The sequence below is a fragment of the Polaribacter sp. NJDZ03 genome (genome assembly GCF_019263805.1).
GTDB lineage: Bacteria > Bacteroidota > Bacteroidia > Flavobacteriales > Flavobacteriaceae > Polaribacter.
This window is the reverse complement of sequence record NZ_CP079195.1, coordinates 3626829-3644051: the sequence shown is the minus strand read 5'-3', so window position 1 is coordinate 3644051 and position 17223 is coordinate 3626829. Positions and strand designations below refer to the sequence as shown.

The window sequence follows — 17223 nt, the reverse complement described above, 5'->3', positions numbered from 1 at the left end:
TATGATTTTAACATTTACTGGAGATATAAGTATTACTGGTTCTTTTAAAGAAAAAATTAAATCTAATGCTGAGATTTTTTCTAAGAACATTACTGATGAGTTAATAAAATCTGATTTTGTTATTGGTAATTTAGAAGGACCTACAACAACTTCTAAGAAATATCACAATTACAACACACCTCTTAAAAGTCCTGTTAACAGTATTGATTATTTAAATAAAAGAAATATTTCTATATTTAATTTAGCTAATAATCATATTCTAGATTATGGTGAATTAGGATTACAACACACAATATCTGCTATTAAAAATGAAAAATGCAGCTATTTTGGTGCAGATATGTCAAAAGAAAAAGCAATTACACCATTAATTATAAAAAAGGATGGAATTTCAATTGCACTTTTTGGTATTGCAGAATGTAACCCTAAAAAAAATGACAAAGGATACGTTTTTAATGCTGATGAATTTTTAGACTTTAAAAAACAATTAAACACCTATAAAAGCAAGGTCAATTTTATTTTCGTGAATTTTCATGGAGGAGAAGAATATACCTTATACCCCTCTACTGTAAAAAGAAATTTTCTTAAAAAAATTGCAGCATTAGATGAAGTTAGCTGTGTTATTGCGCATCATTCTCATACATTACAAGGTTATGAAAAACATAAAAATACCTTTATATTTTATTCTTTAGGTAATTTTATTTTTGATATCCCAAACCACAAACCCTATAAAGAAACTAACAATAGCGCACTATTAAAGTTTCATTTCACAAAAAATAACTTTACATTTAAGTTTATTCCTTACCTTATTAATAAAGGAAAAATTGATTCCGTAGACTCTAAAGAGTTTCAAGAAAAAATAGAAGAATTATGTAATTTCTCTAATTATAAAACAAAGTGGCAAAAAGAAGCATATAGAATCTTATTTAGAAAAGAAAACCCTAAATTGATAGAAACAATTAACGATAAAAGTTCTTTGCAAAACAAATCATTTTTAGCAATATTAATATCTAAGAAATTTTACACTAAAGTTTTATCAATCCTAAAAGATAAATATCAATTTTCGTTATATTCTAGTGCTATTATTTATAAAATAAAAAAGAAGTTTATTTAATGGAAATTACATTAAAACATAATTTAGGTTTTTCTTGGTATAAAAACAATACGGTTTCTATAAAAGGGTATTTTTATATAAATGATACGTTTTACGAAAAAGAAAAAGCCTTAAATCTACTTTCTAAAATAACAACGACAGATAAATTTAAAGAAGTTTTAAATACCATTAATGGTGTTTTTACTATCATTATTAAAAATAAAGAAAATATTTTTATAGCTTCTGATGTTACTAGGACCTTCCCTCTTTTTTATACACTTCAAAATAAAAAACTTTTTTTAAGTGATGATATTCATTATTTAAAAGACACCTTTAATATTAACGATTTTGATACCACTTCTGAAATAGATTTTAAGGCAGCAAACCACACTCAAGGAAAAAAAACATTACTAAAAAATGTTTATCAAGTTCAAGCAAGTGAGTTTCTAATCGTTGAAAAGAATCATATCGTTGAAAGTGATTTTTTTTATTCCTACGCTATAGAAAAAGAAAGTTCAGATTCTTATGCAATATTAAAAAACAAAGCTATAAATGCGTTTGAAAATACTTTTAAACGCTTTATTAGATCATTAAATAATAGAACTGCTATTATTCCTTTAAGCGGTGGATTTGATTCAAGATTAATTGCTGTAATGTTAAAAAAACACAATTACAAAAATGTAATTTGTTATACCTATGGAAGAAAAGATAGTTTTGAAATTAAAAATTCTAAAAAAACTGCAGAAGTATTAGGTTTTAAATGGCTTTTTATTGAATACGATTCTCAAATAATCAACAATTATTTAGAAACAAATGAATTTAAAGAATACGCACATTTTGCAGGAAAGTTATCTTCTATGCCATATTTACAAGAGTATTTTGCTGTAAAACATTTAAAAGACAATAAAGTTATCCCCAAAAACGCCATCTTTATTCCTGGTTATGCAGGAGATTTTTTAGGTGGCAGTCAGTTTCTAAAAGTAATTCCAGAAAAATTAGAACACAATAAAATTGTTGATTTAATTATTTCAAAAAAATATTCTAATTTTAAACTTACCATTTCTAATAAAAAAAGGATAAAAAAAGAAGTTGAAAAAACATTATTAGATTTTGATACAAACTATTTAAAAAAAATTCCTTCATCTGTTTTTGAAGATTTTGATCTTAAAGAAAAAATTGCCAAATACATTTTTAATTCAGCAAATTTTTACACGTATTTCGGGTTTGAACATCGGTTCCCTTTTTGGGATAAAGAATTGTTAGATTTCTTTAAGAAAGTTCCTGTAAAGCACAAAATTATGAAAACTCTTTATGATGATGTTCTAATTAATGAATATTTTAAATCCTATAATGTACATTTTGAACAAGAATTACAACCTTCTGAAAAAAATATTTATGCTCAAAAAATAAAAAACCAAATAAAACCATTTTTACCTACTTATATAAAACAGTACCTCATTCAAAAAAATGATTGGATGAATTACAAACCAATTACAAACCAAATGTTTATTGTAATGGATTCAAATAAACTGAGCGTTCATAAATCATCAAAAAACTACAACGAGATAATTACACAATGGTACATTTATTATTCTAAAAACAAGATAAAATAATTTTATAAACCGGTACGTTTAATTCGTTTCTCAAAAAAAATGCTGTGTTTAATTAAATTACAATCATCTAAACTAACTCAAAAACCTTTATAAAAAAGTAACACCTAAATTATAGATCCTTCAAAATCTAATATGTAATTTGAATTTTGAAATAAGTTAAGTAAAAACCACATCACCATCTCCGGTTTGAATCGAAATGGTGTACTTTAAAATAGAACTACTCAATTTATTTGTTACAAAGTACTTTTGATTAAATGTCTTTTTCTTTATAAAAAAAAGCTTCTGGTTTAATTTCTCCTCCAATTCATGATTGTATACAACAATTGTTTTTACCTTTTTCTGGAGACAAATATCAACAATAAAGCTTGAAATTTCATTCATATATTCATTTGTAGAATATGAATAAGGTATTTTTAAATGACCATCTCTTATTGTAATCATTAAACATGAAATCAATTGCTGATCTTTGTTATAAATTGTGTAAAAATCAGATTCAAATTGATTTGCATAACAAGAAAAAAAATAACTCTTATTTTCTTGTTTTACCTCTTCACTCGTTAAAATCCAAGGAAAACTTTGAATCCATTGAAACTCTTTTTCACTTCTTTTAAATAAATTATTATTAAAATTCTCAAGAAAAACTACAATATCTTCATTCCAAACTTCATTAACCTTTACTTGAATATTTTTATTATTAGTTTGATTTTTAAAAGTAAATCGAAGATCAAAAATGAAATTTAAAACCTCATCAACAAAGGACCAAAACCTTTTTGTTAACTCGAATATTCTTCTTTTTGGTGGTAAAATATCAGCAAGACTAAATCGAATATAATATCTTGTTCCTGTTAAACTGTATAACAATTTAAATTGCGTTGTTTTATCATACAATAACTTAGAGGTCTCAGAGTAATTTGTGTACATTAATTTGTAATCCCAATCTTTTAAAACTTCATTAAAAATGAGTGTTGAAACTCCTTTTCTACGAAACTCTGGATGTACCCAGCTTCCACTTAACCAACCAAAAGACACTTTTTTTTCTTGATTATAAAATATATCTGCCCAAACAGTTCTATATCCAATAATTTGGTGCTCTTTAAAAGCCATAAACAACACAATATCATTTTTATGAGCTCTAGGATTATTTATATACGATCTTACCCTAGCTTTTGATATTGGCTTGTTTTGTAGGTTGATAAACTCCTTAGAATTTACATAGCTCTCCAATTCTTGAAGTGAAATTTTTTTGATAGTAACCATTTAATTTCTATGTATCTTATTTTTTTTAAAAGGAATCTTCAAAAAATATTTCATGTATTCTTTTAACAAATAGTCTTCTGCATTTGTGTTTCCTATTTCAAAAGGTATTCTTTGAAAATTAGTTTCAATATTATCTTTTTTAATTCCGGATGTACCAAAACTAATATCTATTATTTTTTCTTCTGATAGTTTGGTAAAAAACTCTTTAGAAACATCTAAATCTGTAAACGGAAAGGAAAAAAAACGATCGTCTAAATTAAACTTCTGAACCAACCAATCCATACTTTCTTTAGTTTGGTTAACTTGTTCCTTAAAACTAATATCTGCATACAAAGCATGGCTCTTAGAGTGTGCCCCAACAGTAAACCCCGTATCTATCAATTCATTAATTTGAATAGAAGATAAGTAAGGTTTCTCCGTTTCTAGATATTCCTCAAAACTATAATTAACAGCATTTGCTAATTCATCTAAAATATGTTTATTGTTATAATTAATTGCAAACAAAATTTCTTCTATAGCTTCTTTACCTTCAAAAAAATCATGAAATACTTTTTTACATTTTACGGATGATTTTTCATAAACTTGAAATAATAAACTAGCTTTATATCTAAAGAAAAGCGCTTTATTATCAACAAAATCTGAGTTTATAAAAACAGTTGCAGGTATATTTCTTTCTTTTAAAATTGGAGCGACTATTTTGTAGAAGTTAGAAAGACCATCATCAAAAGTTAAGTGAAAGTAATTCTGATTTAATTCATCCTTAGATTTAGAAATTTCTATAAATTCTTTCATAGAAATAGGATTGAAATAATTACCTAAAACATCAATATCATTTTTAAATTCTGCAATTTTTCTAGATGGATATAAACTTTTTTCAAAGGTTGGTTTTTCATCAGAAACTTTGTGATAAAACGGTACAATTACCCTTTGATTAGATACTGCAATAAGTTTTTTTAAAATAGGATTCATTATTTCATTATATATTAAAAAAACATATTTAATGCATTAGAGTTTAAATAATAGTAACGTTCATTTTCGGCTCCAAAACTCTTAAAAAAAGAACCAATATCAGGTAAGTTACTCCCCTCAAAATCTAATGTAAAATTAGAATTTTGATATTCTTTAATAACATTATTTATTAAAAAACTCGATGCATTTAATTTTCTTGCTTCATTATTATAAGCCGAAAACAAGTAAATAATTCTATTATTAGATTTTAAAAATAACGAGCCTCCTAATAAAATATCATCCTTAAAAACACCTAAAACAAAACCTTTATCATTATTTACTACATAACCTGCTAATTTTTCAATCAAGTTTTCAGGAAAACTGATATGATCATAAAACTCCTTTTTAATTTTGATTAAATCTGATATAGAACTACTTTCTATAAGTAAATTATTTTTTTCTCCTGCTTTTACAGAACGTTTTCTTCTTTTTGAAAAAGATTTAAAAATAATATCATAATTTTTATTTAACCCTAAGGTGTAATTAATTCTACAATTCATTTTCCCGATCAGATAATTATCAGAATTAAATTGTAAATTAATTTTCACAAAGGTTTTTGGTAGCGCTTTCAAAAAATCGGAAAACAAATCTTCAGTTATATTTTCTATCGAAAAAACCCCCAATTGCTGACAAAAAAAAGGTTGTGTAATATATTTTATAAAATATTTTTGTTTCCATGGCAATGGCATCACCACTTTATAATCATCTAAAACTAAAACATCCCAGTTTTCTGCAACAATATCTAAGTACCAAGAAAAAGCATAGATTCTAGATTGAATAGAATTTTCTATACAAGCATCATATTTAAGAATATTTAAATCTTTTCTTTTAACATATTGAATCATTATGAAACAGCTATTTTAATCATAGATTCATACAATCTTTTCCAGCCTTTCCAACGTAAATAATCACTTAAACTTTCATTATGAAATAAGGTTATAAAAGTTCCGTTAACCGCTTTTACCTCATTTTTTATATCTCTTATTCTTCCTAAAGATTGTTTAGGTGTTAGCTTCATGTAATCGTTTAAAGTAGTGTCCATTAATGCAAATGGAAATACCTTTAACGGGGTTTGAATTTCGAAATCTAAATCGTAAAAATAAAAAGGCGTACACGTACTTGCTCTAAAACCTACGTTACTTGCATAGCCCATAGAGTAATCTTCTTCTACTTCTAAATCTATTAAATGTTGATACGTTTCTGGCAAACTAAATCGCAAATAATGTTGCCTAGACCTCTGAATTGGAGAATTAATAATATTCTCTAATCTCAGTTTTTCCTTTTTTAATAAAGAAGTATTGTGCATGGTAAAATAAGAAGGATGTAAACCCACTTTTGCATAATCTACCATTTCTTTAATAAGTAGTTTGTACTTACTTTTTGAAGCAGAAACATTGGTATCAAAAGTAGTATAATCGCCAATTAAAAAGAAAAAGATTGTTTTAATTTTATATTCCTTTTTAATCTCTAAAATTTTCTGAAAAGTATCAAAAGGATCTTTTTTTAGATTGAACGTAACTGCAAATCGATTCCAAACATCTAACACTCTAAAATAAAGTAAATCATTAATAAAACCGCCTACACTTCTTATCAAGCTTTTATATTTATAAGCATATGCATTATCAATATCTACCGTAGAAATAAATTCATACGTACGATTTTTGTAATCATAATCTGGAAACTTTTCTTTTAAAGCATCTAATAATTTATAAGCCCAAATATCTACTACTGGTTTTTCTAAAAAACGTTTTTTATAAGCCAAACTCTGGTCTGCAGTATAACGACCATGAATATCTTTTACGTGTGGTAAATATTCTTCATATCTAGTAATAAGATAAAAGCTGGCCGCAAAAACATCAAAAGGAATAGAAGACTTTGGTCCGGTTTTAAAGAAACAAGGCGTTTCATCCCATTTCTGCATAGAAATTTCCATATCATTAACACCTTGCTCAAACAGTAAATTATTACTTTTTACAAAAAATTCATTTCCTAAAGGTGTTTTTGTGTAGGTCATTTTAGGACCATTAAAAGCCACAAATTCTTCTACTTTAGAAGTAAAATCTACCGGAATTAATAAAGTTCTTGTAAGAATATGTTTAAAAATATAACGAACTCTTGGGGTAATTTTATGTGTGTAAACTAGTATCATGTATTCAGTTTTCAGTCTCAGTTTGCAGTCTCAGTGTTCAGTTATAATTTCAAGTACCCTTTTTAAATGATTACTAAAACCGATAACTGCAAACTAAAGCAATCCTTCATCTGCAAAGCTAAAATACGCTTTTTCGGTAATAATTAAATGATCTAGCAGCTTTATATCTAAAGTGTTTCCTGCTTCTTTAATTTTTTGAGTAAGTTGTTTATCTGCATTACTAGGTTGTAATTTACCAGAAGGATGATTATGGCAAACAATCATTGCTACAGATGCCAATTCTAAGGCTCTTTTAAACAACAACCTAACGTCTACAACCGTGGCAGTTAAGCCTCCTTTACTAATCTGACTTTTTGCTAAAACTTTGTTAGAATTATTTAAAAATAGCACCCAAAATTCTTCGTGCTCTAAATCTCCAATAACAGGTTGCATTAAATTAAAACCATCCTTACTACTCGTAATCTTAGGTTTTTCTAAGGCAATTTCTAATTGACGTCTTTTACCAATTTCTAAGGCGGTAATAATAGCAATTGCCTTTGCTTCTCCTATTCCCTTAAAAGTGGTTAATTTTTCTACGGATAATTTTGCAAGCTCGTTTATGTTGCCAGCTACATATTGCAAAATTCTTTTAGACAATGCTACAGCGCTTTCTTGCCTGTTACCAGAACCGATAAGGATTGCTATTAATTCTGCATCAGAAAGTGCTGATTTTCCTTTTGCCAACAACTTTTCTCTAGGCCTATCATCTAAAGCCCAAGATTTAATAGTTAACTTTTCCATTTTCTTTTTTCATAAAAATACAAAAATGAAAATTAACTGTTATAAACTTATTTTTATTGATAAAAACCCTTCAAATAAATTTAATCTAATTCTAATTGATTTAGAAAATTAATATACTGTTGGTTCTTTGGGTATAAATCTACTAATCTTTCCACAATATTCTTCGCTTTTACTTTTTGATCAGATTTAGAATATAAATAAGCCAATGCATACAATAAACCTTCATTTTGCGCATCTACTTTTAAACCTTTGACCAATGCTTTCTCACTATTTTTAAAGTCTTGTTTTTTATCGTACAACAATCCTAAATTATAATAAACACGAATATTGTCAGGCATTTTTACCATCGCTATTTTAAGTTGCTCAATTGCCTCATCTTCTCTATTTAATTCTGCATACATTAAAGCTAAAGAGTAATAAACAGGTCCATATTCTGGCTCTTGTTCAATAACTGTTTTAAAAGCTATTTCAGCCTTTTCATAATCTTTAATATTATAATATAATGTAGCTAAATTTATTCTAATTTGATTGTTAATGACATCAATAGATTGAGCACTTTCAAAAGTTTCTATGGCTTTTTCTATATATCCCTGTTTTAGAAAATAGTCACCTTTTTTCATTCTTATCCCTACAAAATCTAAATTTGTATCAATATGTAACCAAAATTCTTTTTTTACTTTTTGATAACTTTCTTTATAAACTTCAGGCACATCTGTTTCAGCCAAACCTCCTAAACCATAAAAAGCCTTTACTCTAACAGTTCTTTTTGGGTCTTCTAATAAAGGTAAAAAATAAGCATTATAATCCGTGGTATTTATGCCACCTAAAACATCTACACTGGCTGCTCTTACCAAGGCAGAATCATCATTTAAAAGTGAAATATAATCTTCCACAAAATTCTGTGCATTGTAATTAGCCAACACTTTTGTTGCAGATGCTCTTACTATTTCGGGTTGATGCGTATCGTGCATCAAATCAATTAAACCTTCATGACCATTTGGTTGCATGGTTATTCCTGGTGCTAATTTTTCTGAATAATGAATAGAATCTACCTCTCCAAATAATTTTGTGAAATTTTCGGCTGCCCAAACATCATCTTTATCTTTGTGACAACCAGAACAAGCATTTGGATTTCCATATTTTACACTTAAATCTGGTCTTGGCACTCTAAAACTATGATCTCTTCTAAAGTCATTTCCCATATAAAATCTTCCTGTCATGTGGCAGTTAATACATTTTGCCCCATCGGTATTTTGTTCGTGAAAATGATGTGTAGGAGTATCATATTTTTCTGAAACATGACATTGCGCACACAATTTATTACCATCAAACTTTAGTTTTAATGTATGTGCATCATGGCAATCTGTACAAGTTACATCATTTTGATACATTTTACTCTGCGTAAACGAACCATACACATAATCTTCATCTAAAATTTGTCCGTCTGCCTGATATAAAGGAGCTTCTAATAACTGTGGATAATAATGATCTAACATCGTTCCTTCAAAATTAAAGGCTCCAGAAAACTGCTCTCTTCTCATATGGCAACGTGCGCATTGGTCTACCAATTCTTTAGGCCTTGTTTTTATTGTCATTTGAAAAGTTCCGCTGTCCATGTAATCTTCACCAAGTTTATCTACATCGGCAACATGTTCTTTTCCTGGACCATGACACGCTTCACAATTCACATTAATAATTGCAAACTCGGTATTATAACTATGTGTTTCTGCATCGTAATTTTTACGAACATTTGTAGAGTGACAATCAGAACACATATTATTCCAATTTAAACCACCTCTAGACCAATGCAACCACTCAGAGTGTACAACTTTAAAATCTGGATATAAATCGAACCATTTATTCTCTACAGAATCCCAAGCAGTTCTTAAACATTGGTAATGTCCGTCTGGAAATTGAACAATATATTGCTGTAAAGGAGTAATACCAAACGTGTATATTATTTTATAATCGTGGTTTTCACCATCTGGTCCTTCTGTATTTACATAAAAATCATTGTCTTTTTTATAAAAATGAGATGTCACACCCTGACTTGTAAATTTCTGATTGTTAAAATCACCTAAAATAGAAACACTGTCGGCAATTTCCATCGCTTTATCATGATGCGATCCTTCCCAATTTTTAAATTGATCTTGATGACATTCTTTACACTTCTGGTCTCCTAAAAAATGATCATCAGGAATAATTTTTCCTGAAAGAAAAACACTACTATCAGCTACTACAGCCTTATAATCTTGTTTTTTATCACAAGAAAAAAAAGACATCATAAATAAGGAAAAGATTAAAAATGAGTTTATTTTTAAAAAGACGGATGAGCGTAAGTTGATTATTTTCACGAAACTTAATGTTTATAAATAGTAAAACTAAAGTTTCTAGGTAACAGAAAAGAAGATATTTATCATCTTTTATTGAAAAAATACTTTTTTTGACTCTTAATAAAATACAGTGAAAATCAAAATACACAACTACTAATCAGGCTTTTATTAAAAGAATAAAAATAACTGTAATTATTTTTATACCTCATAAACCTATAAAACATTCCTAATTATTTTTTCTAATATGCTTATATTCTGTTTTGTTGATTACCTCATTGTTAACTATTATTTTTACAAATCTGTTAAAGAACCGATACTTACTTAAATTTGAAAAAATCTATTTATTACCCTTTTCCATGAAAACTCTTTATATCTTTGCCGACACATTCTACCTTTAAATTATGAAAATTATTATAGCTGGTGCTGGAGAAGTTGGTTTTCACTTAGCTAAACTTCTTTCTTACGAATCTCAAGACACCTATATTATAGACTTTAATGGTGAAAAGTTAGAATATCTGAACAGTCATTTAGATGTAATTACTAAAAAAGGTGATGCTACATCCATAAAATTATTAAAAGAAATTGGAATTGAATCTGCAGATTTGTTAATTGCGGTTACCGATAGTCAGAATACCAATTTTACTATTTCTGTAATTGGAAAATCTTTAGGAGCCAAAAAAACAATTGCTAGAATAGACAATCCTGAGTTTTTGAATAACTGTGAAGTAGATTTTACAAAATTTGGTTTAGACTTTATGATTTCGCCTCAAGAATTAGCGGCTAATGAAATAAAAATGCTGTTAAATCAATCTTCATTTAATGATACTGTAGCATTTGAAAGCGGTATTTTTAATGTATTAGGTACGCCATTAACCTATAAATCTCCCATTGTAGATTTAACGGTTAAAGATGCAAAAGAAAAATTTGCTGATGTAGATTTCATCACAATTGCAATTAAAAGACAAGGTGAATCTCAAACGATTATTCCTAGAGGAGATATTGTTTATGAAATAGGAGACCAAGTTTATTTTTGTGTACCAAATTACAGCATGAAAGACCTTTACCCTATTACTGGTAAAAAACGCTTGCAAATTAAAAATGTAATGATTCTTGGAGGTGGTAGTATTGGAGAAAAAACGGCAAGAAAACTTTGTAAAGATAATTTTAGAGTAAAACTTATAGAAAAGAATAGAGATAAAGCAGAATTTTTAGCTGAAGAGCTAAGTGATACTTTAGTTATTAATGGTGATGGTAGAGATTTAGAACTATTAGAAGAAGAAAACATTAGAGAAACGGATGCTTTTATTGCGGTTACAGGAAACTCTGAAACCAATATTATGTCTTGTTTACTTGCAAAATCTAAAGGTGTTAAAAAAACAATTGCCTTAGTTGAAAATATGGAATATATTGATATTTCTCAAACTATTGGCATTCAATCTTTAATTAATAAAAAATTACTTGCTGCAAGTAATATTTTTAGACATATTAGAAAAGGTGAAATTTTAGACCTTGCCAATTTACACAATGTAGATGCAGAAATTTTTGAATTTGAGGTTCAAGAAGGTGCCAAAGTATCAGAACATCCTATTAAAGATATACGCATTCCTAGAGAAGCTATTTTTGGTGGTATTATTAGAGATAAAAAGGCAATTATGCCTCATGGAAATGTACAAATTATAACAGGTGATAAAGTAATCGTATTTTGTTTAACAGAAGCCATAAGTGCTGTAGAACGTTTATTTAAATAAATATGACGAGTACTTTAAACACCAAAATAATATTTCGATTTTTAGGTATTACTGCAATCTTAAACGGTTGCTTTATGTTTATTGCATATCCGTTTAGTCTGTATCATAATGAAGATGCCAAGTGGGGAATTTTAAATGCAGGAGTTGTAACTGTAATTCTTGGACTATTACTTTATTTTCTAAACAAACCTAAAAGCACCCATTTAAAAAAGAAAGATGGATACTTAATTGTAACCTTAGGTTGGCTAATCCTCTCTTTAACAGGAATGCTCCCTTATTTATTTTCTGGAACCATACCAAGCGTTGCAGATGCTTTTTTCGAAACCATATCTGGCTATTCTACCACAGGTTCATCTATATTAACAGACATAGAATCCATGCCAAAAGGAATCTTATTTTGGCGCAGTGCAACGCATTGGATTGGAGGAATGGGAATAATTGTACTTACTATTGCTATTTTACCATTATTAGGTATTGGAGGAATGCAACTTTTTATGGCAGAAGCTCCAGGCCCATCTGCAGATAAATTACACCCTAGAATTACAGATACTGCAAAACGCTTGTATTTAATTTATATATCTCTTACGTTTGCCCAATTCTTTTTATTAAAATTAGCTGGTATGAATTGGTTTGATGCTATTAACCATGCTATGGCAACAATGAGTACGGGTGGTTTTTCTACTAAAAATAGTAGTGTAGCTTTCTACAACAACCTACCTCTGGTACAATATATTATTATCTTTTTTATGTTTGTGGCAGGTACTAACTTTGTACTTACTTATTTCGCTTTAAAAGGAAAGGTTCGTAAAGTTTATGAAAGTGAAGAATTTAAATACTACTTTTTTGGAATATTAGGCGTTTCTACATTAATAGCAATTTTAATCATCTTTTTTCAAGACCCTAATTTACAAACAACCATTCAGCACCCTATGATTTATGGTGAAGTAGAAAGCGCTATTAGACATTCACTTTTTATGGTGATTTCTGTGGTAACTACAACTGGTTTTGTAAGTGCAGATTTTACCATGTGGAATTTCTTTGCAACAGGTATTTTCTTTGCCTTGTTCTTTACAGGTGGTTCTGCAGGTTCTACAAGTGGTGGAATAAAAATAGTTAGACACATTGTAATGCTTAAAAATAGTTTTCTAGAATTTAAAAAAGCCTTACACCCAAATGCAATAATACCTGTACGATTAGACGGAAAATCAATACCTCCAACTATTGTATTTAATATACTATCGTTTTTTATTATTTACATGCTCATCTTTATATTAGCCTCTGTAATACTAACCCTTTTAGGCTTAGATTTTATGTCTGCTTTAGGTGCAGCTGCTTCCTCTTTAGGAAACATTGGACCCGCTATTGGTAGTGTAAGCCCTGTAGATAGTTATTCTCATTTATCTGATGCCGCTAAATGGTTTTGTTCCTTTTTAATGCTTATTGGGCGTTTAGAACTTTTTACAGTACTTATTTTATTTACTCCTTTCTTTTGGCGTAAAAATTAATTATAGATTTAATTTTCAAATAATTTACGCCTCAATTTTGAGGCGTTTTTTGTTTTGTATAAATAATAAAAAAGCTACTTTTATTCTTTATGAAAAAACAATCGAATTTCTTGTATAAAGCTATTGAAGACAAAACTATTGTTTGGTTTGAAAATAGTAATGAATATCTAATTCTAGAAAATACCACTGCAGATATTTTAAAAAGATTAAGCAAAGGAATTGCTGTAAAAGAAATTGCTGAAGCTTTATCTAAAAAATTGGCAGTTCCTTTAGATAGAACTATAGATTTTATAATAGACTTAGAAAAAAAGATTTACGTACCTAAAAGCAATAAGGAATCTGAAATCATTAATGATTATAGAGATATTGAAAAACCAAAATCTTATGAGTTTATAAAGTTCTACAAAGTTAACAACGTTGTTTTTAAAGTTTCTTTTTTAAGTGAAAAAGAACTTTCTCTTGTGCATCCTAAATTTGCACATTTAGTGATTAAGGATAGCAGCAATTTTGATTATGAATTTGATGTTTTTATAAATAATAAATTTATTTTTCTTATTGTTGATAAGCAACTGATAGGTGCTTGGAGCCGTGATGATATTCATTATTTTCAAGGCAAGTTTTCGATGCAATTTATTCAGAAAATTCATCAGAAAGAAGAAGACGAATGGATGGGCGTTTTTCACGCATCCGCTGTAAGCGACGACAAAAAATCAATCTTATTTTTAGGTGATTCAGGCAATGGAAAAAGTACTTCTTTAGCATTGTTACAAGCAAACGGTTTTACTTGTTTAGCAGATGATTTTGTACCTATAGATATCGAAAAAAGAGAAGTGTATAGCTTTCCGGCATCTATATCGATTAAAAAAAACAGCTTAGAAACGTTGCTTCCTATTTATCCAGAATTAGAAACAACCGCAGAATATAATTTTACAAGATTAAACAAAATTGTACGCTATTTAAAGCCTAATAACACCAATTATTTTAATCATTTACCTTGTAATGATTTGGTTTTTATAAAATATGAAAAAGATGCTGATTTAACTTGTGAGAAAATTTCTAAACTAGCTGCTTTTCAACAATTAATACCAGATTCTTGGATATCACCAAAGAAAGAAAATGCAGAAATATTTTTAGACTGGTTTAGTCGTTTAAATTGTTACCAACTAACCTACTCTAATAATGACGAAATGATAGCAACTGTTTCTAAAATATTTAATAATGACTTATAAAGAAACGCTTTTTTTTGTTGCTAAATGTTTAACAATTTCTTCGGAAGAAAAAAACAAAATAGAAATTGAGACACAACTAAAAACTACAGAAATAGATTGGGATGCTGTTGTAAAAGTAAGCACAGGTCATTTTGTATTTCCTGCTTTGTATTGCAATCTAAAAAAAGCCGGTTTTCTGAATTATTTACCGGAAGAATTGGTGAATTATATGATTCATATAACAGATTTAAATAGAGAACGTAATCTGCAAATAATAGAGCAAGCTAAAGAAATAAATACTCTTTTATTAGCTAATAATATTACTCCTATTTTCTTAAAAGGAACAGGCAACTTGCTTGAAGGTTTGTACGAAGATATTGCCGAGAGAATGGTTGGGGATATAGATATAATTGTTTCTAATACCGATTTTGAAAAAGCTATTCAGCTTTTAAAAGATCAAATGTATTCCGCTAAAGATGAGGTTTACATGAACTTTCATTGGCATTATCCTAAAATGGTAAAAGAGAACCGTATTGCTGCTGTAGAAGTGCATAACAAAGTTTTAAAAAAGCCATACACTCAGTATTTAGATTACCAAACTCTAAAAAAAGATTCTTTTAGTGTAAATAAAATTACAGTTGCTTCTTTTGAAAATCAATCTTTAATTACCGTTTTACAAAAACAGATTAATGATAATCTCTATTTTTCTAAAACTATTACTTTAAGAAACGTATATGACAGCTATTTATTAGCTAACAAAACAACCTCAAAAAAGAGAGTTTTAAATAATAAAAAATTAGAAAAATATCTTAATAATTATGCAATTGTTGCATCAGAAATTTTGAACAATCCTAACAGTTTAACTTTTATCAAAAATGAAGAAGCTTCTAAATATTTAAGATCTTACCTTTTAATTTTAGAAAACTCCCAAGCAGAAATCAAAAAAATTAATCGAATTAATTCTTATATAAAATTAAAAGATAAGCTAAAAATTCTACAATATTCTTTTACTGATAAAGAGTACCGTACATATACATTTAGACGTTTTAAAAGCGTACCTTTTTATCTAAAACAATTTGGTTTCATAAAAACTAAACCAACCCCTTAACCTCTTCAAAATCTAAACCTCCATAATTACCAGAACTCATTAAAACCACTGCTGACTTCGCTAAATCTTGACTAAATAAAAAGGCTTTAAATTCATCTGGATTCGTATAAATAACCAAATCATCTCTTTCAAAAGCATTTGCAATTTGCTCTGCAGTAACTGCTGACAATTGTTTAATTTTTACAGCATGCGGAGAATAAAATACCACCGCTTTATCGGCTGCATCTAAGGCTCCTTTGTATTCTGCTAAAAATTCAGCATTCAAACTAGAATAGGTATGTAGTTCTAAACAAGCCAAAACTGTTCTTTCTGAATATTGTTCTTTAACCGCTTTTGTAGTTGCCTCCACTTTACTTGGTGAATGTGCAAAGTCTTTAAAAATTACTGTTGATGGAGTTTCTACAATTTTCTCTAATCGCTTGCTTGCTCCTGCAAAACTAGCAATAGCTTCATAAAAATCATCCTCATCAACCCCCATGTGTTGACAAATCCACTTTGCTCCTGCTAAATTCTGCAGATTGTGTTTACCAAAAACTTCTAAAGGTAAGTTTCCTTCTGCTGTCTCTAAATAGGTAATTCCGTTTTCAATAAAATGTTTAGGTGTCGTATAAGGATATTTCTTAATATGATTTTCTGAGGTTTCTACAACCTCTTTTACGATGGCATCTTCTTCATTATACACCATACTTCCTCCATTTACCATAGAATCTGTAAAGATTTTAAACTGATCTACATAACCTTCAAATGTTGGAAAAACATTAATATGATCCCAAGCAATTCCACTTAACAACGCAATATTTGGTTTGTATAAATGAAACTTTGGTCGCATGTCTATAGGCGAACTCAAATACTCATCACCTTCTAAAACAATAAAATCGTTTTCTTCTGTTAAATGTACCATGGTTTCAAAACCATCTAATTGTGCACCTACCATATAGTCTACTTCTTTTTCATGGTAATTTAATACATGTAAAATCATAGAAGTGATGGTTGTTTTACCATGAGAACCCCCAATTACAACACGAGTTTTATCTTTAGATTGCTCGTATAAAAACTCAGGATAAGAATAAATTTTTAAACCTAATTCTTGGGCTTTTAATAATTCTAGATTGTCTTTCTTAGCATGCATCCCCAAAATAATCACATCTAATTCTGATGTTATTTTCTCTGGAAACCAGCCAAATACTTCTGGCAATAAGCCGTATTTTTCTAATCGAGATTTAGAAGGATTGTGAATTGTATCATCAGATCCAGAAATTTGGTATCCTTTTTGGTATAAAGCAATTGCAAGGTTGTGCATGGCACTTCCGCCAATAGCAATAAAATGAATTTTCATCGAACAAAATTTAAAAAAGTAAAAATACAAAAGCTTACTACAATATAAAGTATCTTTAGACGTAAACTCTAATAAATTTTGATTTACA

At 28.5% G+C, this 17223-nt stretch carries 13 protein-coding genes; 6 read left to right on the top strand and 7 right to left on the bottom strand.

Annotated elements, in window-relative coordinates:
* Position 1: 1 nt before the first annotated feature.
* Positions 2–1111, top strand: coding sequence for a CapA family protein (locus KV700_RS15460; protein ID WP_218598436.1), 1110 nt, complete (start codon positions 2–4; stop codon positions 1109–1111).
* On the top strand, positions 1111–2703 hold the full coding sequence (locus KV700_RS15455; RefSeq protein ID WP_218598435.1) for an asparagine synthetase B family protein: 1593 nt from the start codon (positions 1111–1113) through the stop codon (positions 2701–2703). Before KV700_RS15460 ends, KV700_RS15455 begins: the two co-directional genes overlap by 1 nt.
* A 156-nt stretch (positions 2704–2859) precedes the next feature.
* Here KV700_RS15455 and KV700_RS15450 read toward each other — a convergent pair whose 3' ends face one another.
* The 6 genes from KV700_RS15450 to KV700_RS15425 form a co-directional block, all read right to left on the bottom strand.
* Complete coding sequence (locus tag KV700_RS15450; protein WP_218598434.1) at positions 2860–3960, bottom strand: GNAT family N-acetyltransferase; 1101 nt, start codon at positions 3958–3960, stop codon at positions 2860–2862.
* Positions 3961–4929: a polysaccharide deacetylase family protein gene (locus tag KV700_RS15445; RefSeq protein WP_218598433.1), complete on the bottom strand. Its 969-nt coding sequence runs from the start codon at positions 4927–4929 to the stop codon at positions 3961–3963. It abuts the gene before it with no gap.
* A 14-nt stretch (positions 4930–4943) separates the two neighbouring features.
* On the bottom strand, positions 4944–5813 hold the full coding sequence (locus KV700_RS15440; protein ID WP_218598432.1) for a hypothetical protein: 870 nt from the start codon (positions 5811–5813) through the stop codon (positions 4944–4946).
* Complete coding sequence (locus KV700_RS15435) at positions 5813–7117, bottom strand: polysaccharide deacetylase family protein (protein ID WP_218598431.1); 1305 nt, start codon at positions 7115–7117, stop codon at positions 5813–5815. The genes KV700_RS15440 and KV700_RS15435 overlap by 1 nt, the downstream gene beginning before the upstream one ends.
* A 93-nt stretch (positions 7118–7210) precedes the next feature.
* On the bottom strand, positions 7211–7897 hold the full coding sequence (gene radC / locus KV700_RS15430) for a DNA repair protein RadC (protein WP_166382618.1): 687 nt from the start codon (positions 7895–7897) through the stop codon (positions 7211–7213).
* Positions 7898–7977: 80 nt separating this feature from the next.
* Positions 7978–10182 (bottom strand): multiheme c-type cytochrome, encoded by a 2205-nt coding sequence (locus tag KV700_RS15425; RefSeq protein WP_218598430.1) that lies wholly within the window; start codon positions 10180–10182, stop codon positions 7978–7980.
* Between the two features lie 449 nt (positions 10183–10631).
* On the opposite strand from KV700_RS15425, the gene trkA reads away from it, so the two are divergent.
* The 4 genes from trkA (at position 10632) to KV700_RS15405 (ending at position 15799) form a co-directional block, all read left to right on the top strand.
* Positions 10632–11978: a Trk system potassium transporter TrkA gene (trkA, locus tag KV700_RS15420; RefSeq protein ID WP_166382614.1), complete on the top strand. Its 1347-nt coding sequence runs from the start codon at positions 10632–10634 to the stop codon at positions 11976–11978.
* A 2-nt stretch (positions 11979–11980) separates the two neighbouring features.
* Positions 11981–13483 carry a TrkH family potassium uptake protein gene (locus KV700_RS15415; protein ID WP_166382612.1) on the top strand — a complete coding sequence of 501 codons (1503 nt, stop codon included), beginning with the start codon at positions 11981–11983 and terminating at the stop codon, positions 13481–13483.
* Between the two features lie 89 nt (positions 13484–13572).
* Positions 13573–14712 (top strand): hypothetical protein, encoded by a 1140-nt coding sequence (locus tag KV700_RS15410; RefSeq protein ID WP_218598429.1) that lies wholly within the window; start codon positions 13573–13575, stop codon positions 14710–14712.
* Complete coding sequence (locus tag KV700_RS15405) at positions 14702–15799, top strand: nucleotidyltransferase family protein (protein ID WP_218598428.1); 1098 nt, start codon at positions 14702–14704, stop codon at positions 15797–15799. Before KV700_RS15410 ends, KV700_RS15405 begins: the two co-directional genes overlap by 11 nt.
* Here KV700_RS15405 and KV700_RS15400 read toward each other — a convergent pair.
* Positions 15783–17135, bottom strand: a complete 1353-nt coding sequence (locus KV700_RS15400) for a UDP-N-acetylmuramate--L-alanine ligase (RefSeq protein WP_218598427.1) — start codon at positions 17133–17135, stop codon at positions 15783–15785. The genes KV700_RS15405 and KV700_RS15400 overlap by 17 nt on opposite strands.
* Positions 17136–17223 lie beyond the last annotated feature (88 nt).